This window comes from Roseomonas sp. KE0001, from assembly GCF_016107285.1.
GTDB lineage: Bacteria > Pseudomonadota > Alphaproteobacteria > Acetobacterales > Acetobacteraceae > Pseudoroseomonas.
Map to the genome: position 1 here is coordinate 233,925 of NZ_RCVQ01000004.1, position 24,725 is coordinate 258,649.

A 24,725-nucleotide genomic window follows, 5' to 3' on the forward strand; every position below is an offset into this window, starting at 1 on the left:
GGCAGTCTAGAGCAAACTCCGGCCGGATGGGATCATCCGATCGGCGCTGGCCAGGGCGGCATGCCGGTGTCAGGACGCAGGCGGCCGGAAACAGGAGGGGGCGGGAAAGGTGATGGGCGAGCGGCGGATGGTCATCCTGGGCCTGGGCTATGCCGGGGCCGCGATCGCGCGCGCGGCGCGGCGGGCGGGCTTCGAGGTCGCCGGCACGCGGCGCGCGCCCGGCCCGGAGGAGGCGCCGCCCGGCGTCGCCCTCCTGCCCTTCGCGGCGGCGGGCGAGGCCATCGCCGCGGCCAGCCACCTGGTCATCACCGCCGCGCCGGGCGAGGCGGGCGATCCGGTGCTGGAGGCGCATCGCGCCGCGCTCGCGCGGGCGGCGGGCCTGCGCTGGGTCGGCTATCTCTCGACCACGGGCGTCTATGGCGACCGCGACGGCGGCTGGGTGGAGGAGACCACGCCGCCCGCGCCCGGGCAGGAGCGGGGCCGCCGCCGCCTTCGGGCCGAACAGGATTGGGCGGCGGCGCTCGCCGGGCGGGGCGTGGCGCTGGACCTCTTCCGCACGGGCGGGATCTACGGCCCCGGTCGCAGCGCCCTCGACGAGCTGCGCGCCGGCCGGGCGCGGCGGGTGGACGCGCCGCGGCACCGCTTCTCCCGCATCCACCGCGACGACATCGCCGCCGCCGTCCTCGCCGCCGCCCTCCGCCCGGCCGCCCCGGAGATGCCGCGCGTGCTGCATCTGGCCGACGACCTGCCCTCCACCGGCGCCGAGGTCATGGAGGAGGCCGCCCGGCTGCTCGGCCTGCCGCCGCCGCCCCTGGTGCCGCTGGAGCAGGCGCTGGCCGCCATGTCGCCGATGGGCCGCAGCTTCTGGGCGGAGAACCGGCGCGTCGCCAGCGGTGCCACCCAGGCGATGCTCGGCCTGCGCTGGCGCCACCCGACCTATCGCGAGGGGCTGGCGGCGATCCTGGCCGCGGAGAGGGGCGCGGCGGGGAACGAGGGCGGCGGCTGAGGCGGTCCCGGGCCGCGCGCAAAGCGCGTGCAAAGCGCCGGCCCCTGCCTTATTCCGCCGCGATGGACACGCGGCAGACCTTGTTGGCGCATTGCGCCGGCCATCTCGACACCCTGCGCGCCGAGGGGCGCTACCGGGACTTCGCTCCGCTGGAGAAGATCGCCGGCCGCTTCCCGGTCTATCGCTGGCACAGGGCGGGCGGCGCGCGGGAGATCACCGTCTGGTCCGCCAACGACTATCTCGGCATGGGCACGCATCCGGCGGTGCTGGCGGCGGCGGCCGGGGCGGTGGCGCGGATGGGCGTCGGCGCCGGCGGCACGCGCAACATCTCCGGCACCTCGCCGCTGCATGCCGAGCTGGAGGCGCTGCTCGCCGCCTGGAACGGCAAGGCGGCCGGGCTGATCTTCGGCAGCGGCTACACCGCCAACCAGGCCGCCCTCTCGGCCCTGCTCGCCGCCCTGCCGGGGATGGAGGTCTTCTCGGACGCGATGAACCATGCCTCGATGATCGACGGCATGCGGCGCAGCCCGGCGCGGCGCCACATCTGGCGCCACAACGACCTCGGCCATCTGGAGAGCCTGCTCGCCGCCGCCGACCCGGCGGCGCCCAAGGTCATCGCCTTCGAGAGCGTCTATTCGATGGAAGGCGACGTCGCCCCGCTGCATGCCATCTGCGACCTGGCGGAGCGCTACGGCGCGCTCACCTATCTCGACGAGGTGCATGCCGTCGGCCTCTATGGCCCGACCGGGGCCGGCATCGCCGAACGCGACGGCGCCGCGTCGCGGATCGACATCATCCAGGGCACGCTGGCCAAGGGCATCGGCGTGGTCGGCGGCTATGTCACCGGCGAGGCCAGTCTGGTGGACTATATCCGCTCCACCGCCGGCGGGCTGATCTTCACCACCTCCATGCCGCCGGCGACGGCGGCGGCGGCGATCGCCAGCATCCGCCACGTCCAGGGCGATGCCGCGCTCCGCCGCCGGCTGGCCGAGCGCGCCGTGGCGTTGAAGGCGGCGCTGGACGCGGCCGGGCTGCCGCGGCTCGACAGCGCCAGCCATATCGTGCCGGTCCCGGTGCCCGGCGCCGGGCGCTGCCGCGCCGTGGCGCGCCGGCTGCTGGAGGAATTCGGCCTCTACGTCACGCCGATCAACTATCCCACCGTGCCACGCGGCACCGAGCGGCTGCGCCTCTGCGCCACGCCGCATCATGACGACGCGATGATCGCGGCCCTGGTGCGGGCGCTGGGCGCCGTGCTGCCGGCGGCCCAGGCGGCCTGAGCGTCAGTAGAGCCGGCGCAGGCGCAGGCTCTCGGCGCCCCGCGCCAGCAGCTGCAACTCGCTCCCCGCGAAGCGCCACTGCGTGGCCCCGTCGCGCGCCGCCTGGAAGGCCCGGCTGATCTCCTCCACCGCCGGACGGCAGGCCATCAGCGTGCCGATGCCCTGGTGGCCGTCGCGCCGGATGCCGCCATCGGGCGCGAGCCGCAGCCCGCCGGCATAGCGGTTGCAGCCGTCGAAGCCGGCGATGTGACCCTTCTCGTCGATCTCCAGCGTAGGCGGCTGCTCCGCCGCGACCGGCCGGCCGGCGATCCGCGTCACCACCCAGCGGGTGTCCTCCAGCCGCCCGGGCGGCAGTTCTTCGCCGCCGCAGCCTTCCAGCCGTTCCCCGTTGATCTCCAGCACGGCCCGTTCGGCGAAGCGGGCGCCGCTCATGCTGTCCTCGCAGGGGCCGGGCCGCAGCGTGAGGGCGAGGCCGGCGGCCTCGTAGCGGCGGCCCTCCGGCAGGTTCTCGGCGGCGGGCGCGGGGGCGGTGCGGTCGGGCAGGCCGGGGCGGCTCAGGCGCATCTGCCCCGCGCCGATGCGCAGGCTCCAGAACGGCTCGTTGCCGCTGGCGCGGACGGGCTCCGCGTTGGCCGGCATGGCCGGGCCCGAAGCGGGGGCCGGAGCGGCGCAGGCGGCCAGGGGGAGAAGCAACGGGAGAAGCAAGGGGAGAAGCGGGAGGCGCGGGCGGTCTCGCATGGCGCGACCCTGCCCCCGGTGCGGACCGCGGGCAAGCCCGGCCCGCGCGCCCCGATCCCTCAGACCCCGTAGCCCGCGAGGCGCGGCAGCCAGAGGGCGATGTCGGGGAAGGCGATGATCAGCCCGGTGCCGAAGGCCAGCATCAGCATGTAGGGGATGATGGAGCGGTTGACCTCGGCCAGCGGCGCGCCGGTGATCGCCTTGATGACGACGAGGTTCATCGCCACGGGCGGCGAGATCAGCGCCATCTCCAGGCTCAGTGTCAGCAGGATGCCGTACCAGACCTTGTCGATGTCGAGCTGCGCCAGCAGCGGCAGGATCGCCGGCATGGTCAGCAGGATGATCGAGAAGCTCTCCAGCACCAGGCCGAGCAGAAAGAGCAGCACCATCATGGCGACCAGGAAGCCGGTGCGCGACAGGCCCCATTCGGTGACCAGCATGGTGAGCTCCTGCGGCACGCGCAGCTTGGTCAGCATGTAGCCGTAGATGGCGGCGCCGGCGATGATCATCAGCAGCATGGCGCTGGTGCGCGTCGCCTCCTGCACGCCGTCCAGCAGGTCGCGCCAGGTCAGGCTGCGATAGATCAGCGCCGCGATCAGGATGGCGTAGAGCGAGCCGGTGCCGGCCGCCTCGGTGGCGGTGAAGACGCCCATGTAGATGCCGCCCAGCACGAAGAGCGGCAGCGACAGGCTCCATCCGGCGCGGGCGAGGGAGAAGCTCTCCGGCGAGGTGCCGCCGATTTCGGCCTCGGGCGGCGCCACCGCCTTTCCTTCGGTGAGGAAGCAGTAGAGCGCGAAGAACGATGCCATCATCACGCCGGGAACGACGCCGGCCAGGAACAGCGCGCCGACGCTCGTCTCGGTGACATAGGCGTAGAGCACCATGGGCGCCGAGGGCGGGATCAGGATGCCGAGCGTGCCGCCGCCCGCCACCACGCCGAAGGCGCCGCGCCGGCTCATGCCGTAGCGCAGCATCTGCGGGATGGCGATCTTGCCCACGGTGAGCGCGGTGGCGACGGAGGAGCCGGAGATGGCCGCGAAGATGGTGCAGGCCGCGACCGTCGCGATGCCGACGCCGCCGCGCACGCCGCGCAGCAGGCGGAAGGCGGCGGCGTAGAGGTCATCCACCACCCGGCCGCGCACCATGACATGCGCCATCAGCATGAAGAGCGGAATGGCGACCAGCAGATAGCCGTCGAGCTGGCCCATCACCAGCTCGCCCAGGGCCGGCACGCCGCCCTCGACCCAGAGCAGCACGCCAAGCGGCAGCAGGAACAGCGCCACGAACATCGGGACGCCGAGGTAGAGCAGCACGAAGAGCGCCGCGAGCAGGGCCAGGAAGGTCATCGGTGCGTCGTCTTCCGCGCTGGTGTCACTCGCCGCGCGCGAGGGTGTCGCGCGGCAGCTCGTCATGGCCGTCGGGGAGGTATTCGGGCTCCCGGCCGAGCAGCAGCAGGGCGCATTGCACCAGCGACACCAGCAGCAGCAACGCCGCGCCGGCCGGCAGCAGCGCCTGCACCCACCACACCGGCACGCCATCGATCTCGGTCATGATGCCGATCATGCGGCTGAAGGCGACCATCTCCAGCCCGGACTGCAACAGGATGCCGGCGACCAGCGCGACCGAGGCCGTGCTGACGACCTGCGCCCCGCGCGCCCAGCGTCCGCGCAGCCGCCCGGTCAGCACATCGACGCCGATATGCTCGAAGCGGCGCTGCGCCTCGGGCGCCGCCAGCAGCACCAGCGCCACCACCAGCCAGCCAGCGGTCTTGTCGATCCAGGGCTGCGGCTGGCCGAAGACATAGCGCGCCACCACCGACCAGGTGACCAGCACCAGGCAGCAGAGGGTGGCGCAGCCGCCCAGGGCGGCGCCCGCGCGCGAGAGCAGGCGGGCGAAGCCTTCGATCGCTCCCGCCGCGCCGCCCCCCGCCCTGCCCGTGGGGTCGTTCGGCGGCCGGTTCACAGCGCGCGCAGCAGGTCGATGGCGCGCTGGCCGTTCTCCGGCGCCAGCTTCAGGAAGGCGTCGATCACCGGCTTCTGCATGGCGGCGCTCCAGGCGGCGCGCTCCGCCTCGCCCTGCATGTGCAGCGTCATGCCGCGCTCGCGCAGCTCCTGCACCGCCTTGGTGGCAACCTCTTCGGTCAGCGGGATCTGCGCCTGCTCGGCCTCGCCAGCCGCCGCCTCGATGATGGCGCGGTGCTCGGGCCTCAGCCCGTCGAACCAGCGCGGGTTCACGTAGACATGGGTGAAGACGCAGAACCACGGCGTCACGGTGCCGAACTTCTGGAACTCGTAGAAGCGGCGCGAGACGGCGGCGGAGACGTCGGTGAGCCCGGCATCCAGCACGCCGGACTGCAGGGCCTGCGGCACCTCCGGCCCCGGCATGGAGGAGGGCGCGGCGCCTACGGCGGTCAGGGCATGGTCGGTCAGCGCGTTGAGGCCGCGGATCTTCAGCCCCTTGAAGTCCTGCGGGGTGACGATCGGCTTGGCATTGCTGGTGAAGATCGCCTGGCGGGTGGTGTAGAGCCACATCAGGTTGCGCACCGCGCGCTTCTGCAGCAGCCCCTCCAGGAACCTCGCCGCCTCCGAGCCGGGAAAGGCCTTGATCTTCTCCAGATCGGTGAAGAGATAGGGCAGGGTGGGCGCGTTCATCTCCGGGAGCGTGTTGCCCCACTGGAAGTTCACCGCCGCCGCCGCCTCGAAGGCGCCGCGCGCGACGCCCGGGAAGTTCTCGCCCGCCTTGGCGAGCTGCTCGGCCGGGAAGACCTGCACATCGATCGCGCCCTGGCTCCGCTCCTTCACCCGCTCGGCGAAGCTCGCGATGATGCGGGCGTTCTGATGGCTCGGCGGATACTGGTGCGAGAGCCGCATGGTGACCGCGGCGCCCTGGGCGCGCGCCAGGCAGGGCTGGGCCAAGGGCAGAGCCAGGCCGGAGGCGGCCAGAAGCAGGTTGCGGCGTTGCATGGGCGTTTCCCCGTTCCCGGTTGCTTCGGCACCGGCTGCTGCCGGGCGCGGCTGCTCTTTGCTGCCGGACCGTCCAGGGGTCAACAGCTTCCGGCAAGCGGATGCCACTACCCTGGCATGTTTGTTTCAAATCCCCCGTCTACGACGCAACTTGCGGCAGCGGGGCGCGTCACGGAGGTGAACGCGCGACGCACGGCAAAAACCCCGCCGGGGCTGGGCGGGGCGATGTCGAGAAAAGAGGGAGGTCCGGATGGTGGGCGCGACAGGGATTGAACCTGTGACCTTCCCCGTGTCAGGGGGACGCTCTCCCGCTGAGCTACGCGCCCATCCGGTCGGGGCGGGTCTTTATCCCGGCGGCGCGGGCGGGGCAAGGGGGATCCTGCGCGACGGCGGCGAATCATCGAGCCCCCAACCCCCAACCCGAGGTCGGCCGCATGGCGACTCGTGACAGCGCCTTCCGGCTATGGCTTGATCCTGCCGGATCATGGACCTGCCTCTGCCGATAGTCGCTGACGAAAGTCCCGGCGACGCCTACCACCTCTCGCGCCCTCCGAGGCAGCGCGTGCCGCTGGTCGTTGCCTCGCCCCATTCCGGGCGCGACTACCCCGCCGCCTTCCTGGCCGAATCGAGGCTGGATGCCTTGTCGGTCCGGCGCTCGGAGGACAGTTTCGTCGACGAGCTTTTCGCCGCCGCGCCGGCGCAGGGCATTCCGCTGCTGGCCGCCACCTTTCCCCGCGTCTACTGCGACGCCAACCGCGAGCCCTGGGAGCTTGACCCTTCCATGTTCGACGGGCCGCTGCCGGCCTGGGTGAACAGCGCCAGCCCCCGGGTCGGCGCGGGCCTCGGCACCATCGCGCGCATCGTCGCCAGCGGCGAGCCGGTCTACCGCCGGCGGCTGCCCTTCCGCGAGGCGGAGGAGCGGATACGGCGCTGCTGGCAGCCCTATCATGCCGCGCTTGGCCAGCTGATCGCCGAGACCAAGGAGGCCTTCGGGGCCTGCCTGGTGCTGGACTGCCATTCCATGCCGGCGCATCCGGGGCAGACCCACAGCCCGCCGGACATGGTGCTGGGCGACGCGCATGGCACGGCCTGCGCGCCGCGCGCGGTGCGGCGGGTGGAGGAGCAGCTCTGGTCGATGGGCTATCGCGTGCGGCGCAACGATCCCTATGCGGGTGGCTACGTCACCCGCCATTACGGGCGCCCGCGCGAGGCGGTGCATGTGCTGCAGATCGAGATCGCCCGTGCGCTCTACATGGACGAGACGGCGATCGAGCGCCTGCCCGGCATGACCCGGCTGCAACGGGACCTGACCACCCTGCTGGCCACACTGGCGGAGATGGACTGGAGCGTGCTGCGCCGCTGAGCCTCCTGGCGGAAGCGCGGGCAAAAAAAAGGCGGTGCCGAAGCACCGCCGAGTTTAGGGAGGAAACGTCCAAGAAAGACAACAACACAGCGAACTGTGCTGCTGCGAGATGGAAGATAGGCCGGAGATCATTCGCACGCAAGTGATTTTTCGCGGTGCAACACGAAAAATGCCTGTCTGCTGAGCGGGCCCCCATGCAATTTCTGCATGGCGACCGGATCCTGCCGCTTCCACAGGCAGAAAACCCCGCGCGAGGCGGGGTTTCCGGCGGTTCAGGTCTCAATGGTCACGCTTGCGTGTCAGCCGGCGAGGGCGTCCTCGCCATCGATCACGGCGGCCACGCCGTGCACCACGGCGGCGATGCGGATCGCGGCCTGCACCGCCTCGCGCCCCAGCCCGCCATGCAGCACCACCTTCTCATGGCTTTCCATGCACATGCCGCAGCCGTTCACGGCCGAGACCGCCAGCGACCACAGCTCGAAATCCACCTTCTCCACCCCGGGCTTGCCGATGACGTTCATCCGCAGCTTGGCCGGCATGGTGCCGTACTCACCGCCGACCAGATGCACGAAACGGTAGTAGACATTGTTCATGCCCATGATCGCCGCCGCCGCCTTGGCCGCCGTCAGCGCCTCGGGCGAGAGCCGGGGGCCGAACTCGGCCAGGATGGCGCGCGTCACCTCGGGGTTGCGGCTGGCCAGCGCGCTGGCCACGAAGGTGCCCGCCCGTTGCTGCTCGGTCAGCGCCGGCTCGGTGGCCAGGCTGCCCAGGTTGAGCTTGAGGTCGCGGGCATAGTCGGGCAGGCGGGCGCGCAGGGCTTCGAGAGACATGCGAAGGGCTCCTCCGGTCTGGTGGTGGCGGATGAAGAGGCGGGAGAGGGCGGGGGAGATCCCGCGGGATGCTCCGAGGGGAATGCCCCGGAATGGCAGCCGGCCGGAGGGCGGGCGCCGGGAGAAGAAGGGGCGCGGGCCGCCTGGCCCGCGCCGGTTCCACGCCGGATCAGGCGGCCTTGAACAGCTCCTGCGGCTTCAGCGTGTCGCCACCCTTGTTCCAGTTGCAGGGGCAGAGCTCGTCGGTCTGCAGGGCGTCCAGCACGCGGATCACCTCCTGCGGATTGCGGCCGACGTTCAGCCCGTTCACCGAGGCCCACTGGATGGTGCCCTCGGGGTCGACGATGAAGGTCGCGCGCAGCGCCACGCCCTCGGCCTTGTCCAGGATGCCGAGCGCGGAGGCGAGCTCGCGCCGGGTATCGGCCAGCATCGGGATCGGCAGGTCGCGGATGTCGTTGTTGTGCACGCGCCAGTTCAGGTGCACGAACTCGCTGTCGGTCGAGGCGCCGTAGAGCACGGCGTCACGATCGGCGAACTCCTCGTTCAGCTTGCCGAAGGCGGCGATCTCGGTCGGGCAGATGAAGGTGAAGTCCTTCGGCCAGAAGAAGATCACCTTCCACTTGCCGGCATCGGACTCGTTGGAAATCTGGGTGAAGGACTTGCCCGGGCCCTCGAGCCCCTCGGGGCCGCCCTTCACGGCGGTCAGGTTGAAGGCGGGAAGCTTGTCACCGACGGTCAGCATGCGTGATGGATCCCCATGATGTGCGATTTCGGCGGAAGGCGCCCTTGGCGGGCGCCATTCCGCGCTGCACAACCTTTATGGATGCTGCAATGCACACATGCCAATGAATAGTTTTCGAAGGAATGATCGCCTGAATCGATGACGCCGCTGCCCAGCCCCCAACAGCTCCGCTATCTGGTCTCGCTCGCCGACCTCGGTCATTTCGGCCGCGCCGCGGCCGCCTGCGCGGTCACGCAATCCACCCTCTCGGCCGGCATCATCGCGCTCGAGCGGCATCTCGACGCCGCCGTCCTGGAGCGCGGCCCGGGAAAGCGCCCGGTCTTCACTCCCCTGGGCCTGGAGCTGGTGGCGCGCGCGCGGGTCGCACTGGCCGCCCTGGCGGCGGTGGCGGAGACGGCGGCGGCGGCGCGCGACCCGCTCTCCGGCCCGCTCCGCCTCGGCGTCATCCCGACCATCGGCCCTTTCCTGCTGCCGCATCTGATGCCGGCCCTGCGGCAGGGCTTCCCCCGGCTGCAGCTCTGGCTGCGCGAGGGCCTGACCCAGGATCTGGCGGAGGAGCTGCTCGCCGGCCGGCTCGACCTGCTGCTGCTCGCCCTGCCGGTGGCGCTGCCGGAAGTCGAGACCCTGCGTATCGCCGAGGACCCCTTCGTCGTCGCCCTGCCGGCCGGGCACCGGCTGGCGGAGCAGGCGGCGGTCTCGATGGAAGCGCTGGGCGGCGAGCGGCTGCTGCTGCTGGAGGACGGGCATTGCCTGCGCGACCATGCCCTCGCCGCCTGCGGCCTGCCCGGCGCCGGCGGCGAGGGGTTCGCCGCCACCAGCCTGCATACCCTGGTGCAGATGGTTTCCGGCGGGCTTGGCGTGACGCTGCTGCCGCGCCTGGCCGTGGCGGGCGGGGTGCTGAACGGCGCCAGCCTGGTGCTGAGGCCGCTGGAAGTGCCGCAGGGGCGGGGGCTGGGCCTTGCCTGGCGCGCACGCTCGCCCCGTGCCGCGGAGTTCCGCGGGCTGGCCCCGGCGGTGGCCGCGGCCATCGCGGCGGCGGGTCCGGGGAAGGCCCCAAGGGAGGCCCCGGAGGCCGGCCTTTCGGTTGACAAGCTGGCCACCGCCCCCTAAACGCGCCCGCTCGAAGGGGTTCAGCCAATGAAGATCCGTAACAGCCTGAAGAGCGCCAAGACGCGCGACAAGAACTGCGTGATGGTTCGCCGTCGTGGCCGTCTCTATGTGCTCAACAAGAAGAACCCCCGGATGAAGGCCCGCCAGGGCTGACCTCCGGGCGCCGCCGGGTGCTCCCGGTCGGCGATCCGCTTCCTGTCTGAAAACGCCGCCGCGGCCCGCCCGCGGCGGCGTTTCTGCGTGCTCTTGCCGGCGGGCGTGGCGCACCCCATCCTCGGCGGCAAAGCTCGTGGAGGATGCCGCATGATCGCCTTGCCGGAACCGGATGCCGCCGTGCTGGCCCGGCGCGACCGCATCCTGGCCGATCTGCGCGACCTGCTGCCCGACCCCGGCCCGGCGCGCCCCGGCGGGCAGGCGGTGATCGGCGACCCCGAGCGGCTCCGCGCCTATGAGACGGACGGCCTCTCGGCCTACCGCCAGCCGCCGCTGGCCGTGGTGCTGCCGACCACGACCGAGGAGGTCGCCGCCGTGCTGCGCTACTGCCACCGCAACGGCATCCGCGTGGTGCCGCGCGGCGCCGGGACCAGCCTCTCCGGCGGCGCGCTGCCGTTGGCCGATGCGGTGGTGATCGGCCTTATGCGGATGAACCGCATCCTCGAGGTGGACTATGCCGACCGGCTGGCCGTGGTGCAGGCCGGCGTCACCAATATCGGCATCACCCAGGCCGTCGCCGCCGAGGGCTTCTTCTACGCGCCCGACCCCTCCAGCCAGCTCGCCTGCATGATCGGCGGCAACGTCATGATGAACTCGGGCGGCGCGCATTGCCTGAAGTACGGCGTCACCGCGGGCAACCTGCTGGGCGTGAAGTTCGTCACCATCGAGGGCGAGGTGATCGAGATCGGCGGCGCGCATCTCGACGCCGCGGGCTATGACTGGCTCGGGCTGATCACCGGCAGCGAGGGCCAGCTCGGCCTGGTCACCGAGGTCACGGTGCGGATCCTGCGGGCGGCGGAAGGCGCGCGGGCGATGCTGGCGGCCTTCCGTGCCAACGAGGTGGCTGGGCAGGTGGTGGACGCCATCATCGGCAGCGGCATCATCCCCGTCGCATTGGAGTTCATGGACCGCCCGGCGATCCATGCCTGCGAGGCCTTCGCCCAGGCCGGCTATCCGCTCGACGCCGAGGCCATGCTGATCATTGAGGTCGAGGGCAATGCCGAGGAGCAGGACGCGCTGCTGGCGCGGCTGAAGGAGATCTGCGGCCGCTTCGACCCGATCTCGCTACGCGTCGCCGAGACGGCAGAGGAGAGCCTCGCCATCTGGAAGGGCCGCAAGGGCGCCTTCGGCGCCATCGGCCGTATCAGCCCCGACTATCTCTGCATGGACGGCACCATCCCGGTGGGCGAGCTGCCGCGGGTGCTGCGCCGGATGCAGGAGATGTCCGACGATTACGGGCTAAAGGTGGCGAACATCTTCCATGCCGGCGACGGCAACCTGCACCCGCTGATCATGTTCGACGCCAACGACCCGGAGAGCTTCCGCCGCGCCGAGGCCTTCGGCGCCGATATCCTGAAGCTCTGCGTCGAGGTCGGTGGCTGCCTGACCGGGGAGCATGGTGTCGGCGTCGAGAAGCGGGACCTGATGACGGTGCAGTTCAACCCGGCCGAGCTGGCGCAGCAGCGGCGCATCAAGAGCGCCTTCGACCCGCAATGGCTGCTGAACCCGGCCAAGGTCTTCCCGCTGGAGGGCAATCCGCTGGTCCACCCGCCGGCGACCGCCGCGGCATGAGCGACCTCCTGGCGCCGCAGACCGAGGAGGCGCTGCTCGGCGTGGTGCGCCGCGCCGCCGCCGCCGGCGAGCCGCTGGCCATCGAGGGGCTGGGCGGCAAGCGGGCGATGCTGCGCCCGGTGCAGGCGGCGCGCACCCTCTCCACCCGGGCGCTGACCGGCATCACCCTCTACCGGCCGGAGGAGCTGGTGCTCTCGGCCCGCGCCGGCACGCCGCTGCCGGAGATCGAGGCGGCGCTGGACGCGCGGCGGCAGATGATCACCGCCGAGCCACCCGACTTCTCGGCGCTCTTCGGCCATGACCAGCCTTCGACACTGGGCGGCATGGTGGCGGCCAATCTCTCGGGGCCGCGCCGCATCGGGCCGGCCGGGGCGCTGCGCGACCAGGTCCTGGGCGTGCGCGCCGTCACCGGCCATGCCGAGCTGATCCGCTCCGGCGGGCGGGTCCACAAGAATGTCACCGGGCTCGATCTCTGCAAGCTGCTGGCGGGCAGCCACGGCACGCTCGGCGTGCTGACCGAGATCACGCTGAAGCTGCTGCCGCGCCCCGAGGCCAGCCTGACGGTCGCCGTGCGCGTGCCCGATCTGCGGCACGGTGTCGCGGCGCTCTCCGCCGGGCTCGGCAGCCCCTATGGCGTCAGCGGCGCCGCGCTCCTGCCGGAAGGCTATCCGCCGCTCGGGCTGGACGGGGCGGTGGCGCTGCTGCGGCTGGAGGATTTCGCCGAGTTCCTGGCGCATCGCTCGGCCGGCCTCCGCGCGGCGCTGGCCGGACATGGCGAGACCGGGCTGCTGGAGGGCGAGGCTAGCCTGGCCCTGTGGCGCACCGTGCGCGATGCGGCGGCGCTCGGCGCCCTGCCGGGCGAGGCCATCTGGCGCCTCTCCCTGCGGCCCTCGGCGGCGCCGGCGGCGGCGCGGGCCCTGCGCGAGGCCTTCGGCGCGCGGCTGCTGCTCGACTGGGGCGGCGGGCTGGTCTGGGTCGCCGGGCCGGCCAGCGATGCGGCGCATCGCGCGGTGATGACGGCGGCCCGGGCGTCGCGCGGCACCTTCACGCTGTTCCGCGCGCCCGATGCCCTGCGGGCCGCCGTGCCGGTGTTGCCGGAGGAGCCGCCGCCGCTGGCCGCCATCGGCGCGCGGGTCAAGGCGGCGATGGACCCCTCGGGCATCCTCAATCCCGGCCGGATGCGCGGCTGAGCGGGGAGGGGGAAGGGCCATGCGGACCCGGATCGGAATTCTCGGCGCCGGGCCCGCCGGCCTCTTCCTCGCCCTGCTGCTGCGGCGCGCCGGCATCGACAGCGTCGTGCTCGAAAGCCGCGACCGCGCCGCCGTCGAGGGCACCATCCGCGCCGGGGTGCTGGAGCACTGGGTGACGGAGCTGATGCGCGAGCTCGGCCTCGGCGAACGGCTGGACCGGGAGGGGCATGTGCATGACGGCATCACCCTGCAATCGCACCGCCGGCGCTTCCATCTCGACATCGCCGGGCTCACGGACGGCCGGCACGTCACCGTCTATCCGCAGCACGAGGTGTTGCGCGACCTGATCGGCGCGCTGCTGGCGCGCGGCGGCGAGATCCGCTTCGGCATCTCCGGCGCGCGGCTGCACGGGATCGACGGCGAGAGCCCCTTCATCACCTACCGCGAGGCCGGGGCGGAGCGGGAGAGCCGCCTCGACTGCGAGTTCATCGTCGGCGCCGACGGCTATCACGGCCCCTCGCGTCAGGCGATTCCCGCCAGCCTGCGGCAGGAGGCGCACCGCCTCTATCCCTTCGCCTGGCTCGGCATCCTGGTGCATGCGCGCCAGTCCTGGCCGGAACTGATCTATGCCAGCCAGGGCGAGGGCTTCGCCCTGCTCTCGACGCGGACGCCGGAGATCCAGCGCCTCTACCTGCAATGCGACCCCGCCGAGGATCTGACGCAATGGCCGGAGGCGCGCATCTGGGACCAGTTGCGCGCGCGCCTGGCGACGGATGACGGCTGGACGCTCGACGAGGGCGAGATCTTCCAGAAGGGCATCATCCCGCTGCGCAGCTTCGTCTGCGCCCCGATGCAGCACGGCCGACTGTTCCTCGCCGGCGACGCCGCGCATATCGTGCCGCCGACCGGCGCCAAGGGGCTGAACCTCGCCGTCGCCGATGCGCTGGTCCTGTCGCGCGCCTTCGAGGCCGAGGCCCGCGCGGGCGACAGCGGACGGTTGCAGCGCTACAGCGAGACCTGCCTGCGCCGCGTGTGGAAGGCGCAACGCTTCTCCTGGTTCATGACGCGTCTGCTGCACCGCGATCCGGCGGAGACGCTGTTCGACGCGCAGGTGCGCGAGGCCGAGCTGGCGCTGATCCGCGACACCCGCGCCGCGGCGGTGTCGCTGGCCGAGAACTATGTCGGCCTGCCCTTCGATGCGGAGGCGTGACCGATACGGAATCGTCTCATCCGAAGGAGCGCCGACTTCGAAAGATTCGTGATCTCACGCGACGAAACTGACCGGCGCCTCGGTTGTTCCTGACGCGGGAACCACAGAGGAGACAGTCAGATGGTCGCGATTCTCGGCACTGAGGGGAATGACAACCTCGTCTCGCCCGAATCCGTCTCGAATGACAGCATCAACGGCCTGGCCGGCGATGACCGCATCGAGGCGCGGGGCGGTGACGACCTGCTCATCCCCGGCCCCGGCAATGACCGGCTGGAAGGCGGCGACGGGCGGGACACGGTGCTGCTGGGCGGCAATCTCGACGACTACCAGATCTACCGCTGGGAGGATGAGGGCGTGATCCGCGGCCCCGAGGGGGTCGACACGCTGCTCGACGTCGAGGCGATCGCCACCGATCTCAACGGCACGCGCGAGTTCGGCGATGTCGGTCAGTTCCTCGGCTACGCCTATCTGGCGTCCTACGAGGATCTCGGCAACGCCTTCGGCGAGGACCGGGACGCGGCCTGGTCGCACTTCCGGGATCATGGCGCCCTCGAGGGCCGCAGCATCCTCTTTGACGGCAACAGCTATCTCGCCGCCAACACCGATGTCCTCGTCAATGCCGATTTCGGCGCCAATGCCGATGAGGGCGGCGCCCTTCACTATCTCCGCTTCGGCCGTGCCGAGGGGCGTGAGACCGATTTCGACGGCCTGTCCTATGTGGCGAGCCATGGCGACCTGATCACGGCCTTCGGCGCCTCCGGCGTCGCCAACGCGATCGACGGCGCCGGCACCGAGCATTACGTGCAGTTCGGCTTCAACGAGGGGCGGCAGGTCGACCTGTTCAACGAGACGCAGTACGCCCTGCTCAATCCCGATCTCGCCCTGGCCGGCGTGATCACCAACGACCAGCTGGCCTGGCACTTCGTGACCTACGGCTACGAGGAAGGCCGGCAGGGCGCCTATGATCCGGTGATTGCCTGATTTCCCGGTGGGCGCCAGCGCGCGCCCACTTTCGTGAAACGGCCGTCATCTTCCGCCCCGCGCACCTGAGGCGCGGGGCGTTTGCGTTTTCTGTCGCGCGTCGGGGCCGGCGACAGGCATACTTCACGGGAACACGCGTGATATCCCGCACGACGAAGCCTTCTCGGAACTCTTGCCGATGCGGCTGCGCGGCTCCGGCCAGCGTGACGCCGGCCAGGGCCATCGCCATCTTCGCCGTGCTGGCCTATGGGCTGATGCTCATCGCGGCCCTGCCGCTGCCCGAAACCCGAGGCAAGGTGCTCGACGCCGATGACCGATCTCTCCGCCGGCCCCCGCGCCCCCGAGGCCCTCTGCCCCGGCCCCGATCCCGATCCGCGCGGGCCGCGCCGTTTCGCCGTGCCGTCCGGCGCGGTGGACACCCACGCGCATGTCATCGGCCTGCCGCCCCGCTGGCCGCTGGTGGCGAACCGCAGCTACACCCCGCCCGAGGCCGGTCCCTCCGCCTACCTCGCCATGCTGGACGCCACCGGCATGACCCATGGCGTGCTGGTGCAGGTGAGCGTGCACGGCACGGACAACCGGCTGATGGAGAGCGTGCTGCGCGCGCATCCGGACCGGCTGCGCGGCATCGGCGTGGTCGGCCTCGGCCGGTCGGAGGCGGAGTATGGCGTGCTGAAGGCGGCCGGCGTCGTCGGCCTGCGGCTCAATGTGCTGTTCGGCGGCGGCGTCAGCCTGGACGGGCTGGAATCCTACGGGGCGCTCTGCCGCGAGATGGGCTGGCACCTGCAACTGCTGCTGGACGCGCGGCAACTGCCGGAGCTGGCACCACGCCTGGCGAAGCTGCCGGTGCCCTTTGTCATCGACCATATGGGGCATATGCCGGCCGCCGGCGCGCTGGAGGAGCCGGGATTCCGGACGCTCGTCTCGCTGGTGCGCGACGGTGCCTGGGTCAAGCTCTCCGGCGCCTACCGGCTGAGCGACGATGCGCCCGCCTACCCGGAGACGACGCCGATGGCCCGCGCCCTGCTGGAGGCCGCGCCGGAGCGCTGCGTCTGGGGCTCCGACTGGCCGCATGTCGCCAATTGGGGGGTGATGCCCAATGTCGGCGACCTGCTGGACCTCCTGGCCGACTGGGCGCCGGAGGCGGCCCTCCGCCACCGCGTGCTGGTGGAGAACCCGGCCCGTCTCTATGGCTTCCCGGCCTAGGGGACGCCCAGCCGGGTGAGGCTGCCCGTCATGCCGCTCCGCGTCATCGCCTCCAGCAGGCCGGCCAGGCCGCAAGGGGACGGGGATTGGGTCGGGGATTGCAGCGGAATGCCGGCCAGGTCCAGGCGCATGGCCTCGGCGCTCGCCAGGATGGCATCCGGCGCCGCGCCACCGGGCCAGCCGGGCAGGCGGTAGGTGAAGTCGAGCCTGCCGGCCTGCCCGGCCAGATCGGGGATCTGCGGCACGACCGGTGGCGGGACGGGGGGATGGACGGGGGACATCTTGTGCTCTCCTGCGCGCCCGGTTCTGGGGCGGCGGCGGCATTATCCCCGGCAGCCCTGAACAAAGCCTGAAGGAGGCCCGGACGGCCTCGTCCGGCCGATCCGGGATTTCCATCGGATCGGGATCTGCTCTAGAGAATGCGGGTGAGCACGACCCGTTTCTTCCTCATCCGCCACGCCATCGTCGAGCCTTCCGCCCGGGTGACCATGTACGGCGACATGGATGTCGCCCTTTGCACCGTCGCGCTGGCGCAGGAGAGCGCCGCCTATGCCTGGCTGGCAGGCCGCCTGCCGCCGGGCGCCCTCTGGGTCCGCACCCCGCTCTCCCGCACCGGCGCCACCGCCGCCGCCATCTTCGCCGCCGGCTACCCCGAGGCGGAGATGCGCGTCGAGCCGCGCTTCCGCGAGCAGCACCTGGGCGAATGGCAGGGCGTCTCGCACGAGGCCTTCGCCGAGCGCCTCTCGGCGCCGCCACATCCCTTCTGGCCGCATGCGGCGGAGGAGAAGCCGCCCGGCGGCGAAAGCCTGCGCGACGTGATCGGCCGCGTCGGCCCGGCGCTGGACGAGATGGCGCGGGAGCTGCGCGAGCGGGATGTGGTGATCGTGGCGCATGGCGGCTCGATCCGCGCCGCCGTGGCCCATGCCATGGGCCTCGATCCGCACCAGGCCTTCCAGTTCTCGGTGCGCAACCTGTCGCTGACCCGGCTGGAGCATCATGCCGGCCATTGGCGGGTCGCCTCCGTGAACGAGGAGCCGCCCCTCGCGGCGCCCTGACCCGCAAGTTGGGCTTGCCACGCCTGAGCCGAGAGGTCATGTCTTCGCAAAGGCTTGTCGGAGGATTTTCATGCGGCGCTCCATCTCTCCGAGGATGCTTCTCGCGGCCGGGCTGCTGGCCCTGGCGGGGCTGGCCGGGCAGCCGCGCGCGGCCCTGGCGCAGGCCGAGGAGCAGAACCTCGTCGATCAATCGACCCTCGCGGTGCAGGAGATGCTCGGCGCCGGGAGCGACCGGAACGCGGCGCATTTCAACGACGCCATCAGCCTGTTGCGCCGCGCCCGGGCGGTGATGATCTGCCCGCGGGTCTTCCGGGCCGGCTTCATCTTCGGCGGGCAGGGGGGCTCCTGCGTGCTGCTGGCGCGCGACGGGGCCGGCTCCTGGTCCTCGCCGGCCTTCTACGGCATCGGCAGCGGCAGCATCGGCCTGCAGATCGGCGTGCAGGATGCCATGGTCATGATGATGATCCTGACCGACCGGGGCCTCAGCGCCCTGATGGACAGCCAGTTCAAGATCGGCGCCGATGCCTCCATCGCCGTCGCGGTGATCGGCGGCGGCATCGGGGGATCGACCACGGCGGCGGTCGGCGCGGACATCGTCACCTTCGCCAAGACGCGCGGCCTCTATGCCGGCATCTCGCTGGACGGCTCCCTGCTCAGCGCCAACAGCGAGCGCAACCGCACCTATTACGGGCAGAGCTTCGGCGCCCGGCAGATCGTGGTAGACATGGCCGCGCACAATCCCGGCGCTGATCCGCTGCGCGGCGCGCTGATGCGTTTCGGCACCGCCCCCGCCAGCCAGCCGCCGCAGCCGCCCGCCCAGCCCGGCTACCAGCAGCCGCAGCAGCAGCCCTACCAGGCGCCGCCCGGCTACCAGGGCGGCGGGGTGCAGGCGCAGCCGCTGCCCTGACGGGCCGGCGCCGGCCGGGCGGCGGGAGGTCAGTCCCCGGCGCGCAGCCCCGCCGCCAGCCGGCGGCCTTCCTCGCCGCGCGGGTCGATCAGCCCCTCGCGCAGGAAGAGGTCGATCAGCACTAGGTTGACGTTGAACTTGAAGTCGTCCGTGTCGCGCACCGCCTCCAGCACGCGCCGCGCCGGCCAGAGCTCGAAATGCTCCACCTCGTCGTCATGCGGAGCGGGGCGGAAGTCCTCCGGCAGCTCCAGGTCGAAGGCATGCAGGATGTCGCGGCGGAGGCCGTGCTCCTGCTTCATGATGTAGGAGATCCGGCTGACCGGACGGGCCCGGAGGGCGAGGTCGCGCGGCAGGCCGGCCTCCTCCTCCGCCTCCTTCACCAGCGTCGCCATGGCGTCCAGCCCGGCGGGCGTGCCGCCGGCGACGATGTTGTCCCACTGCCCCGGCGCCACCGCCTTGGTGGCCGAGCGCTTGCCGAGCCAGAGGTGCAGCCCGCCCCCGGGGCCCTCCGGGCGGCGCACCAGCCCGTTCAGGTGCACCCCCTGCGCCAGGATGCCGAAGGCCGGGATGGCGCCGCGATCGAGCCGCGCCAGCACCGGCCCCTCCGGCGTGGCGCGCACGTCGAAGGGCTCGCCGCGGAGGCGCAGATAGCCATCCCGCGCCAGGCCGCGCGCCGCGTCGGCCAGCACCGCCTCGCGCGCCGCGGCGCCGCGCAGCCGCGCCGGCAGGGCGACGCCCTGCCCGTCGAAATGGAAGTCGCGCGGGTGGAAGGCCAGCCAGCGGGCGAGATCGGGCTCCAGCCAGCCGACCTGCTCGGCGCCGATGCGGAAGGGCACCAGGCCGGCCGGGGAGGGGAGGTTGTTGCAGGCGGCGATATGCCGGGCGAAGCCGTTCATGCGGCTCTCTTGCGCCCTGCGCGGCATCCCGGCAAGGCTGTGGCCCCATGATCGACCTCGACCGCATCCGGGCCGAGACGCCCGCCGCCGCGCGCCGCGCCTATCTGCACAATGCCGGGGCGGCGCTGATGCCGGCGCCGGTGCTGGCGGCGCAGGTGCGCCATCTGGAGCTGGAGGCCGAGCTGGGCGGCTATGCCGCGGCGGCGGCCGAGGCGGGGCGGCTGGAGGGGGTCTACGACTCGGTCGCGCGGCTGCTGAACGCCGGGCGCGAGGAGATCGCCCTGGTGGAGAACGCCACCGTCGCCTGGCAGATGGCCTTCTATTCCCTGCGCTTCGCCCCCGGCGACCGCATCCTGACCGCCGAGGCCGAGTACGCCGCCAACTACGTCGCCTTCCTGCAGGTGGCGCGGCGGATCGGTGCCGAGATCGCCGTGGTGCCGAGCGACGCCACGGGCGAGCTCGACACCGCGGCGCTGGAGGCGATGATCGACGCGCGGGTGAAGCTCATCGCCATCACCTGGGTGCCGACCAATGGCGGGCTGACCAATCCGGCCGCCGCGATCGGCCGCATCGCCCGGCGGCACGGCATCCCCTACCTGCTCGATGCCTGCCAGGCGGTGGGGCAGATGCCGGTGGATGTCGAGGCCATCGGCTGCGACATGCTCTCGGCCACGGGGCGGAAGTTCCTGCGCGGGCCACGCGGCACGGGCTTCCTCTATGTCCGGCGCGGCCTCCTGCAGCGCCTGGAGCCGCCGATGATTGACCATTTCGCCGCGCCCTGGGTGGCGCGGGAGGAATACCGGCTGCGCGACGACGCGCGCCGCTTCGAGACCTGGGAGAACAACTACGCCGCCCGCGCCGGGCTCGGCGTGGCGGTGGACTATGCGCTGGGCCTCGGGCTGGAGGCGATCCAGGCGCGATGCCAGGCGCTCTCGGCCCGGCTTCGCGAGGGCCTGGCGCGCATCCCCGGCGCCGTGGTGCGGGATCTCGGCCGGAGCCCCTCGGCCATCGTCAGCTTCACCCTGGCGGGGCGGGCGGCGCGCGACATGGTCGCCGAGGCGGCGCGGGCGGGGATCGTGATCGGCGCCTCGGAGCCCACCAGCACGCGCATCGACGCCGAGAGGCGGGGCCTCGGCAGCGTCCTCCGCGCCTCGCCGCACTACTACAATACCGAGGACGAGATCGATCGCCTGCTCACCCTCTGCGCCGCCTGAGCGACGGGAGCGGCCATCTCCGCAATGCGTGGATAACGGAGCGATACACCGCGCATCTTGCGATATCGAGGAGGATATGCAACCATAGAGTGTATATCCGGGCCTAGAACCTGATCCCGGTCTCCTGGCCGATCCGCCGAGCAGGAGGATAGGCGCAGGCCATGTCCGCGCGGGGGACAGAGTCCGAGACATGATGGGTCACCCTTCGACCGCCCGCATCATCTGGCGCTGCCCCGCCCTGTCCTGGCTGACCGATCCGGCCTGCGCCGTGCCGGAGGGTGCCCGGCCCCTGCTGCTCGGCCAGCTCGTCTCGTCGCCGATGGCGGTGGTGATGGGCGCGTTCAACGGCGTCGTCGTCGCCGGCGTCTGCCTGCTGCGTCAGGAGGTCCCCCTCTTCAGCCTGTTCCTGGCGCTGGAGCTGCTGATCCTGTTCGGCCGGCTGACGGTGATCCGCGGCATCCAGCGCAGCCGGGCGGCCGGGTTGCGGCCGCGCATCGAGGGCGCGATCCTGCTCTCGCTGCTCTGGTGCGCCCTGCAGGGCAGCATGTCCTTCGCCGCCATGCGCAGTGGCGATGCCACGCTGATGATCCTCTCCGCCAGCCTGATCATGGCGGTGGTCGGCTCGGTCTGCGCGCGCAACTTCTCCGCTCCGCGCCTGGCGATGCTCCTCGTGGCGCTCTGCGTGCTGCCCTTCGTCACCGGGGCGGCGCTGTCCGGCGATCCCTGGCTGCTGCTGCTGCCGGTCATGGCCGTGCCCTTCTTCCTCGGTACTTGGCAGATCATCTGGACCTTCCAGCACACGCTGGTGGGCTCGCTCGCGGCGGAGGCCCGCAGCAGCCATCTGGCGCAGCACGACCGGCTGACCGGGCTGCTGAACCGCTTCGGCCTGGAGGCTGCCTTCGGCGCGCGGATGGACGGCGCCAGCCGGCTGGCCACGCTCTACCTCGATCTGGACGGCTTCAAGCCGATCAACGACACCCATGGCCATGACGTGGGCGACAAGCTGCTGGTCGAGGTGGCGGCACGGCTGTCGCGCAATCTCCGCCCGGCCGACCTCGTGGCCCGGACCGGGGGTGACGAGTTCGTCGTCGTGATCCGCGACATGGAGCCCGAGGCGGTGCAGCAGGTGGCGGAACGCCTGGTCTCCGCCATCGCGGACCGGCCCTACGATGTCGAGGGGATGCTGCTGCGCGTGGGCGTCAGCCTGGGCTGGGCCTGCATCCCGGAGGATGCGGCGACGCTGGAGGAGGCGCGCCTGCGGGCCGATGCCGCGCTCTACGCGGCGAAGCAGGGCGGGCGCGGCATCGGCCGGCGCTTCGACGATCCGGCCCTGAGCCGCGCCTGAGGCCAGGCCCGCGGCCGCGCTTCCAAGGGAGCCGCCGCCTGCCGCCACCCTGGCGCGCAGCAGCCCCGCATTGCCGCCCGGCGCCCCGGCCGCCATGTAACCGCCGACCCGACCGGAGACATCCCGTTTTGCCTGCTTCCTCCTCTCCACGCGGCCATGGCCGGACGCTGCTGACCCTCGCGCCCTATCTCTGGCCGAAGAACGAGACCGGGCTGCGCACCCGCGTGGTGATCGCCCTGGTGCTGATGGTGCTGGCCAAGGGCGCCAATGTGCTGGTGCCGATCGCCTATGCCCGCGCCGTCGACGCGCTGGGCCCGCGGGAGGGGGCGGCGGCGATGGTCGCCATCCCGGTGGCGCTGGTGGTGGGCTATGGCCTGCTGCGGATGGCCAGCTCCGCCTTCGCCGAGCTGCGCGACGCCATCTTCACCAAGGTGCAGGCGCGGGCCGGGCGCGTCATCGCGCTGAATGTCTTCCGCCACCTGCACGCGCTCTCGCTCCGCTTCCACCTCGACCGGCAGACCGGCGGCATGTCCCGCGTCATCGAGCGCGGCACGCGGGGGATCAACTTCGTCCTCGACTTCATGCTGTTCAACATCGTCCCCACGCTGATCGAGATCCTGCTCGTGGCGGGGATCCTCTGGGGGATGTTCGACTTCTCCTTCGCCGCCGTGACGCTGGTGACGATCGGGCTCTACATCGCCTTCACGCTGGTCTTCACCGATTGGCGGCTGCGCTTCCGCCGGGCGATGAACGAGATGGACCAGGAGGCCAACACCAAGGCCATCGACAGCCTGCTGAACTACGAGACCGTCAAGTACTTCGGCAACGAGAAGCATGAGGCGGCCCGCTACGACGCCACACTGGCGCGCTACGAGAAGGCCTATACCCGCTCGGAAGTGACGCTGAACTACCTCAACATGGGCCAGGCCGGGATCATCGCCATCGGGCTGACCGTCGTCATGCTGATGGCGGCGCGCGGCGTCTCGAACGGCAGCATGACGGTCGGCGATTTCGTGCTGGTGAACACCTACCTGATCCAGCTCTACCTGCCGCTCAACTTCCTGGGCTTCGTCTATCGCGAGCTGAAGCAGGGGCTGGTGGACATGGAGGCGATGTTCACCCTGATGCGCGAGAAGCAGGAGGTGGCGGACGCGCCGGATGCGCGGCCGCTGGCCGCCGGGCCGGGCGAGCTGGTCTTCGAGGAGGTCCGCTTCGGCTACCGGCCGGACCGCACCATCCTGAAGGGCGTGTCCTTCCATGTGCCGGCGGGGCGGATGCTGGCCATCGTCGGGCCGACGGGGGCGGGCAAGTCCACCATCTCCCGCCTGCTGTTCCGATTCTACGACCTACAATCCGGCCGCATCCTGCTGGACGGGCAGGACATCCGCCAGGTGACGCAGGAGAGCCTGCGCGCCGCCATCGGCGTCGTGCCGCAGGACACCGTGCTGTTCAACGACACCATCCGCTACAACATCGCCTATGGCCGCCCCGGCGCCTCGGAGGCGGAGGTGGAGGCGGCGGCGCGGCTCGCCCAGGTGCATGATTTCGTGATGCGCCTGCCGGAGGGCTACGACACCCGCGTCGGCGAGCGCGGCCTCAAGCTCTCGGGCGGCGAGAAGCAGCGCGTCGCCATCGCGCGGACCATCCTGAAGGACCCCCGCGTGCTGATCCTGGACGAGGCGACCAGCGCCCTCGACACCCGCACCGAACAGGAGATCCAGGCGGCGCTGCGCGGCGTCGCGCGCGGGCGGACCACCCTGGTCATCGCGCACCGCCTCTCGACCGTGGTGGAGGCCGACGAGATCATCGTGCTGCAGGAGGGCCGCGTCGCCGAGCGGGGCAGCCACGCCGTGCTGCTGGCCGAGGATGGGCTCTACGCCCAGATGTGGCGGCGCCAGTCCGAGGCGGTGGCGGCGGCCGAGGCGGCGGCGGCGGCGGCGGCCAAGGCCGCGGCCAGCGGCGTCGATCCCGATGCCGGCCCGGCGCACCGCCCGCAGGATGGCGCCGGGGAGGGCGACCGGGACAGTATCGGGCACAAGCCGAACGGCGGGCGCCCCGCCCCGCGCGGCGCAGAGCCGACCCCCGCCCGCTGACCCTTTCGCTCGGCCGCCGGCCTGACTATGTGACGGCGGAGTATCCAGGAGGCACCAGATGCAACTCGATCCGCAGGGGGTGGCCCCGGAAGATCTCAGCCATGCCGGTTCCGTGGTGGACAAGGCGATCGAATACATGATCGAGCAGAAGATCGCGCCGATCTCGGTGGCGTCCGCCCTGCTGGGCGGCGCGCTCGGGCTGATGGCCCGCAGCATGGAGGACCGCGCCATCGCCAACGTGCTGCGCAGCGCGCTGGCCTCTGTCGAGGCGGGGGAACTGCAGGAGATGCGTGGCACCCCGCCCGGCGGGCAGGAGTTCTGAACCGCTCCGGCCCGAATCCCCTCCCGAATCCTTGACTCCGACCGGGGGGCGGGCCATACGCCCCCCTCTGTTCTCATCTCGGGTGCGTGGCCACTGCCGCGACCCTGAAGTCGTTTGAAGGGTTAGCGCCATGGCTCGCCGTTGCGGCATCACCGGCAAGGGCGTGCTGACGGGCAACAACGTCAGCCACGCCAACAACAAGTCGCGTCGCCGGTTCCTCCCGAACCTGCAGGAGACCTCGTTCTTCTCCGACGTGCTGGGCACCTCGATCCAGCTCCGCCTCTCCACCAACGGCATCCGCACCGTGGAGCACAATGGCGGCCTGGACAGCTTCCTGCTCGGCACCGCCGACCGTAAGCTGCCGGGCGAGGCCCTGACCCTGAAGCGCCGCATCCAGCGCGCCCAGGAAAAGAAGGCGGCCGCTTCCGCAGCCTGAGGCGGAGGGCCCTGACGGGGCCCTCATGCTGTCACGAAGGCGTGTCCTGCCGCTGG

Annotated in this window: 25 protein-coding genes and 1 tRNA gene; 17 read left to right on the plus strand and 9 right to left on the minus strand. The window is 71.7% G+C overall.

Annotated features, from left to right (window positions below):
* Positions 1-112: 112 nt before the first annotated feature.
* On the plus strand, positions 113-1,006 hold the full coding sequence (locus D9598_RS10400; protein ID WP_198366409.1) for an SDR family NAD(P)-dependent oxidoreductase: 894 nt from the start codon (positions 113-115) through the stop codon (positions 1,004-1,006).
* 62 nt (positions 1,007-1,068) lie between these two features.
* A complete protein-coding gene (hemA, locus tag D9598_RS10405) occupies positions 1,069-2,283 on the plus strand; it encodes a 5-aminolevulinate synthase (RefSeq protein WP_198366410.1) in 1,215 nt (404 codons plus the stop codon).
* Between the two features lie 3 nt (positions 2,284-2,286).
* On the opposite strand, the gene D9598_RS10410 is transcribed toward hemA, so the two are convergent.
* The 5 genes from D9598_RS10410 to D9598_RS10430 form a co-directional block, all read right to left on the minus strand.
* Positions 2,287-2,922: an META domain-containing protein gene (locus D9598_RS10410; protein WP_198366411.1), complete on the minus strand. Its 636-nt coding sequence runs from the start codon at positions 2,920-2,922 to the stop codon at positions 2,287-2,289.
* A gap of 158 nt (positions 2,923-3,080) precedes the next feature.
* Positions 3,081-4,367 (minus strand): TRAP transporter large permease, encoded by a 1,287-nt coding sequence (locus tag D9598_RS10415; RefSeq protein ID WP_198366412.1) that lies wholly within the window; start codon positions 4,365-4,367, stop codon positions 3,081-3,083.
* Between the two features lie 25 nt (positions 4,368-4,392).
* Positions 4,393-4,983 carry a TRAP transporter small permease gene (locus D9598_RS10420; RefSeq protein WP_198366413.1) on the minus strand — a complete coding sequence of 197 codons (591 nt, stop codon included), beginning with the start codon at positions 4,981-4,983 and terminating at the stop codon, positions 4,393-4,395.
* On the minus strand, positions 4,980-5,984 hold the full coding sequence (gene dctP / locus D9598_RS10425) for a TRAP transporter substrate-binding protein DctP (RefSeq protein WP_198366414.1): 1,005 nt from the start codon (positions 5,982-5,984) through the stop codon (positions 4,980-4,982). Before dctP ends, D9598_RS10420 begins: the two co-directional genes overlap by 4 nt.
* A 251-nt stretch (positions 5,985-6,235) precedes the next feature.
* Positions 6,236-6,310 (minus strand) — tRNA-Val (locus D9598_RS10430).
* Positions 6,311-6,468: 158 nt separating this feature from the next.
* On the opposite strand from D9598_RS10430, the gene D9598_RS10435 reads away from it, so the two are divergent.
* Positions 6,469-7,347, plus strand: coding sequence for an N-formylglutamate amidohydrolase (locus tag D9598_RS10435; RefSeq protein WP_198366415.1), 879 nt, complete (start codon positions 6,469-6,471; stop codon positions 7,345-7,347).
* A gap of 299 nt (positions 7,348-7,646) precedes the next feature.
* On the opposite strand, the gene D9598_RS10440 is transcribed toward D9598_RS10435, so the two are convergent.
* Positions 7,647-8,177 carry a carboxymuconolactone decarboxylase family protein gene (locus D9598_RS10440; RefSeq protein WP_198366417.1) on the minus strand — a complete coding sequence of 177 codons (531 nt, stop codon included), beginning with the start codon at positions 8,175-8,177 and terminating at the stop codon, positions 7,647-7,649.
* A 169-nt stretch (positions 8,178-8,346) separates the two neighbouring features.
* Complete coding sequence (locus D9598_RS10445; RefSeq protein WP_198366418.1) at positions 8,347-8,919, minus strand: peroxiredoxin; 573 nt, start codon at positions 8,917-8,919, stop codon at positions 8,347-8,349.
* 138 nt (positions 8,920-9,057) lie between these two features.
* Here D9598_RS10445 and D9598_RS10450 point away from each other — a divergent pair, with 138 nt between their 5' ends.
* From D9598_RS10450 to D9598_RS10480, 7 genes are all read left to right on the plus strand, one after another.
* Entirely contained in the window at positions 9,058-10,029 is a 972-nt protein-coding gene (locus tag D9598_RS10450) for a hydrogen peroxide-inducible genes activator (protein WP_198366419.1), read from the plus strand.
* A 27-nt stretch (positions 10,030-10,056) separates the two neighbouring features.
* Entirely contained in the window at positions 10,057-10,182 is a 126-nt protein-coding gene (gene ykgO / locus D9598_RS10455) for a type B 50S ribosomal protein L36 (RefSeq protein WP_198366420.1), read from the plus strand.
* Between the two features lie 150 nt (positions 10,183-10,332).
* A complete protein-coding gene (locus tag D9598_RS10460; protein ID WP_198366422.1) occupies positions 10,333-11,814 on the plus strand; it encodes an FAD-linked oxidase C-terminal domain-containing protein in 1,482 nt (493 codons plus the stop codon).
* Positions 11,811-13,004 carry an FAD-binding protein gene (locus D9598_RS10465; protein WP_198366423.1) on the plus strand — a complete coding sequence of 398 codons (1,194 nt, stop codon included), beginning with the start codon at positions 11,811-11,813 and terminating at the stop codon, positions 13,002-13,004. Before D9598_RS10460 ends, D9598_RS10465 begins: the two co-directional genes overlap by 4 nt.
* Positions 13,005-13,023: 19 nt before the next feature.
* Entirely contained in the window at positions 13,024-14,214 is a 1,191-nt protein-coding gene (locus D9598_RS10470; RefSeq protein ID WP_198366424.1) for a 4-hydroxybenzoate 3-monooxygenase, read from the plus strand.
* Between the two features lie 120 nt (positions 14,215-14,334).
* A complete protein-coding gene (locus D9598_RS10475) occupies positions 14,335-15,195 on the plus strand; it encodes a hypothetical protein (protein ID WP_198366425.1) in 861 nt (286 codons plus the stop codon).
* A 309-nt stretch (positions 15,196-15,504) separates the two neighbouring features.
* On the plus strand, positions 15,505-16,401 hold the full coding sequence (locus tag D9598_RS10480) for an amidohydrolase (RefSeq protein WP_198366426.1): 897 nt from the start codon (positions 15,505-15,507) through the stop codon (positions 16,399-16,401).
* Here D9598_RS10480 and D9598_RS10485 read toward each other — a convergent pair.
* Positions 16,398-16,682, minus strand: a complete 285-nt coding sequence (locus D9598_RS10485) for a hypothetical protein (RefSeq protein WP_198366427.1) — start codon at positions 16,680-16,682, stop codon at positions 16,398-16,400. The two genes, D9598_RS10480 and D9598_RS10485, sit on opposite strands and share 4 nt — an antisense overlap.
* Positions 16,683-16,826: 144 nt before the next feature.
* Between D9598_RS10485 and D9598_RS10490 the strand changes: the two genes are divergently transcribed.
* Together D9598_RS10490 and D9598_RS10495 are read left to right on the plus strand one after the other, a co-directional pair.
* Positions 16,827-17,456 carry a histidine phosphatase family protein gene (locus D9598_RS10490; protein ID WP_198366428.1) on the plus strand — a complete coding sequence of 210 codons (630 nt, stop codon included), beginning with the start codon at positions 16,827-16,829 and terminating at the stop codon, positions 17,454-17,456.
* A gap of 70 nt (positions 17,457-17,526) precedes the next feature.
* Positions 17,527-18,363, plus strand: coding sequence for a lipid-binding SYLF domain-containing protein (locus D9598_RS10495; RefSeq protein WP_198366430.1), 837 nt, complete (start codon positions 17,527-17,529; stop codon positions 18,361-18,363).
* A 29-nt stretch (positions 18,364-18,392) separates the two neighbouring features.
* On the opposite strand, the gene D9598_RS10500 is transcribed toward D9598_RS10495, so the two are convergent.
* A complete protein-coding gene (locus tag D9598_RS10500; RefSeq protein WP_198366431.1) occupies positions 18,393-19,259 on the minus strand; it encodes an NUDIX hydrolase family protein in 867 nt (288 codons plus the stop codon).
* 47 nt (positions 19,260-19,306) lie between these two features.
* Between D9598_RS10500 and D9598_RS10505 the strand changes: the two genes are divergently transcribed.
* The 5 genes from D9598_RS10505 to rpmB all read left to right on the plus strand — a co-directional run bounded on the left by D9598_RS10505 (position 19,307) and on the right by rpmB (position 24,669).
* Positions 19,307-20,473 carry an aminotransferase class V-fold PLP-dependent enzyme gene (locus D9598_RS10505; protein WP_198366432.1) on the plus strand — a complete coding sequence of 389 codons (1,167 nt, stop codon included), beginning with the start codon at positions 19,307-19,309 and terminating at the stop codon, positions 20,471-20,473.
* Between the two features lie 190 nt (positions 20,474-20,663).
* Positions 20,664-21,818 (plus strand): diguanylate cyclase, encoded by a 1,155-nt coding sequence (locus tag D9598_RS10510; protein WP_198366434.1) that lies wholly within the window; start codon positions 20,664-20,666, stop codon positions 21,816-21,818.
* A gap of 128 nt (positions 21,819-21,946) precedes the next feature.
* Positions 21,947-23,911, plus strand: a complete 1,965-nt coding sequence (locus D9598_RS10515) for an ABC transporter ATP-binding protein/permease (RefSeq protein ID WP_255528711.1) — start codon at positions 21,947-21,949, stop codon at positions 23,909-23,911.
* 58 nt (positions 23,912-23,969) lie between these two features.
* Positions 23,970-24,233: a hypothetical protein gene (locus D9598_RS10520; protein WP_198366435.1), complete on the plus strand. Its 264-nt coding sequence runs from the start codon at positions 23,970-23,972 to the stop codon at positions 24,231-24,233.
* 130 nt (positions 24,234-24,363) lie between these two features.
* Positions 24,364-24,669, plus strand: a complete 306-nt coding sequence (gene rpmB / locus D9598_RS10525) for a 50S ribosomal protein L28 (RefSeq protein WP_198366436.1) — start codon at positions 24,364-24,366, stop codon at positions 24,667-24,669.
* Positions 24,670-24,725 lie beyond the last annotated feature (56 nt).

What these genes read in the sequence shown, in the direction of transcription:
- D9598_RS10435 (WP_198366415.1), top strand. Translation starts at nt 6,469, where the DNA reads ATGGACCTGCCTCTGCCGATAGTCGCTGACGAAAGTCCCGGCGACGCC.
- D9598_RS10460 (WP_198366422.1), top strand. Translation starts at nt 10,333, where the DNA reads ATGATCGCCTTGCCGGAACCGGATGCCGCCGTGCTGGCCCGGCGCGAC.
- D9598_RS10470 (WP_198366424.1), top strand. Translation starts at nt 13,024, where the DNA reads ATGCGGACCCGGATCGGAATTCTCGGCGCCGGGCCCGCCGGCCTCTTC.
- ykgO (WP_198366420.1), top strand. Translation starts at nt 10,057, where the DNA reads ATGAAGATCCGTAACAGCCTGAAGAGCGCCAAGACGCGCGACAAGAAC.
- D9598_RS10450 (WP_198366419.1), top strand. Translation starts at nt 9,058, where the DNA reads ATGACGCCGCTGCCCAGCCCCCAACAGCTCCGCTATCTGGTCTCGCTC.
- D9598_RS10480 (WP_198366426.1), top strand. Translation starts at nt 15,505, where the DNA reads ATGACCGATCTCTCCGCCGGCCCCCGCGCCCCCGAGGCCCTCTGCCCC.
- D9598_RS10410 (WP_198366411.1), bottom strand. Translation starts at nt 2,922, where the DNA reads ATGCCGGCCAACGCGGAGCCCGTCCGCGCCAGCGGCAACGAGCCGTTC.
- D9598_RS10400 (WP_198366409.1), top strand. Translation starts at nt 113, where the DNA reads ATGGGCGAGCGGCGGATGGTCATCCTGGGCCTGGGCTATGCCGGGGCC.
- D9598_RS10475 (WP_198366425.1), top strand. Translation starts at nt 14,335, where the DNA reads ATGGTCGCGATTCTCGGCACTGAGGGGAATGACAACCTCGTCTCGCCC.
- D9598_RS10485 (WP_198366427.1), bottom strand. Translation starts at nt 16,682, where the DNA reads ATGTCCCCCGTCCATCCCCCCGTCCCGCCACCGGTCGTGCCGCAGATC.
- hemA (WP_198366410.1), top strand. Translation starts at nt 1,069, where the DNA reads ATGGACACGCGGCAGACCTTGTTGGCGCATTGCGCCGGCCATCTCGAC.
- D9598_RS10505 (WP_198366432.1), top strand. Translation starts at nt 19,307, where the DNA reads ATGATCGACCTCGACCGCATCCGGGCCGAGACGCCCGCCGCCGCGCGC.
- D9598_RS10445 (WP_198366418.1), bottom strand. Translation starts at nt 8,919, where the DNA reads ATGCTGACCGTCGGTGACAAGCTTCCCGCCTTCAACCTGACCGCCGTG.
- D9598_RS10520 (WP_198366435.1), top strand. Translation starts at nt 23,970, where the DNA reads ATGCAACTCGATCCGCAGGGGGTGGCCCCGGAAGATCTCAGCCATGCC.
- dctP (WP_198366414.1), bottom strand. Translation starts at nt 5,984, where the DNA reads ATGCAACGCCGCAACCTGCTTCTGGCCGCCTCCGGCCTGGCTCTGCCC.
- D9598_RS10415 (WP_198366412.1), bottom strand. Translation starts at nt 4,367, where the DNA reads ATGACCTTCCTGGCCCTGCTCGCGGCGCTCTTCGTGCTGCTCTACCTC.
- D9598_RS10465 (WP_198366423.1), top strand. Translation starts at nt 11,811, where the DNA reads ATGAGCGACCTCCTGGCGCCGCAGACCGAGGAGGCGCTGCTCGGCGTG.
- D9598_RS10495 (WP_198366430.1), top strand. Translation starts at nt 17,527, where the DNA reads ATGCGGCGCTCCATCTCTCCGAGGATGCTTCTCGCGGCCGGGCTGCTG.
- rpmB (WP_198366436.1), top strand. Translation starts at nt 24,364, where the DNA reads ATGGCTCGCCGTTGCGGCATCACCGGCAAGGGCGTGCTGACGGGCAAC.
- D9598_RS10500 (WP_198366431.1), bottom strand. Translation starts at nt 19,259, where the DNA reads ATGAACGGCTTCGCCCGGCATATCGCCGCCTGCAACAACCTCCCCTCC.
- D9598_RS10510 (WP_198366434.1), top strand. Translation starts at nt 20,664, where the DNA reads ATGATGGGTCACCCTTCGACCGCCCGCATCATCTGGCGCTGCCCCGCC.
- D9598_RS10440 (WP_198366417.1), bottom strand. Translation starts at nt 8,177, where the DNA reads ATGTCTCTCGAAGCCCTGCGCGCCCGCCTGCCCGACTATGCCCGCGAC.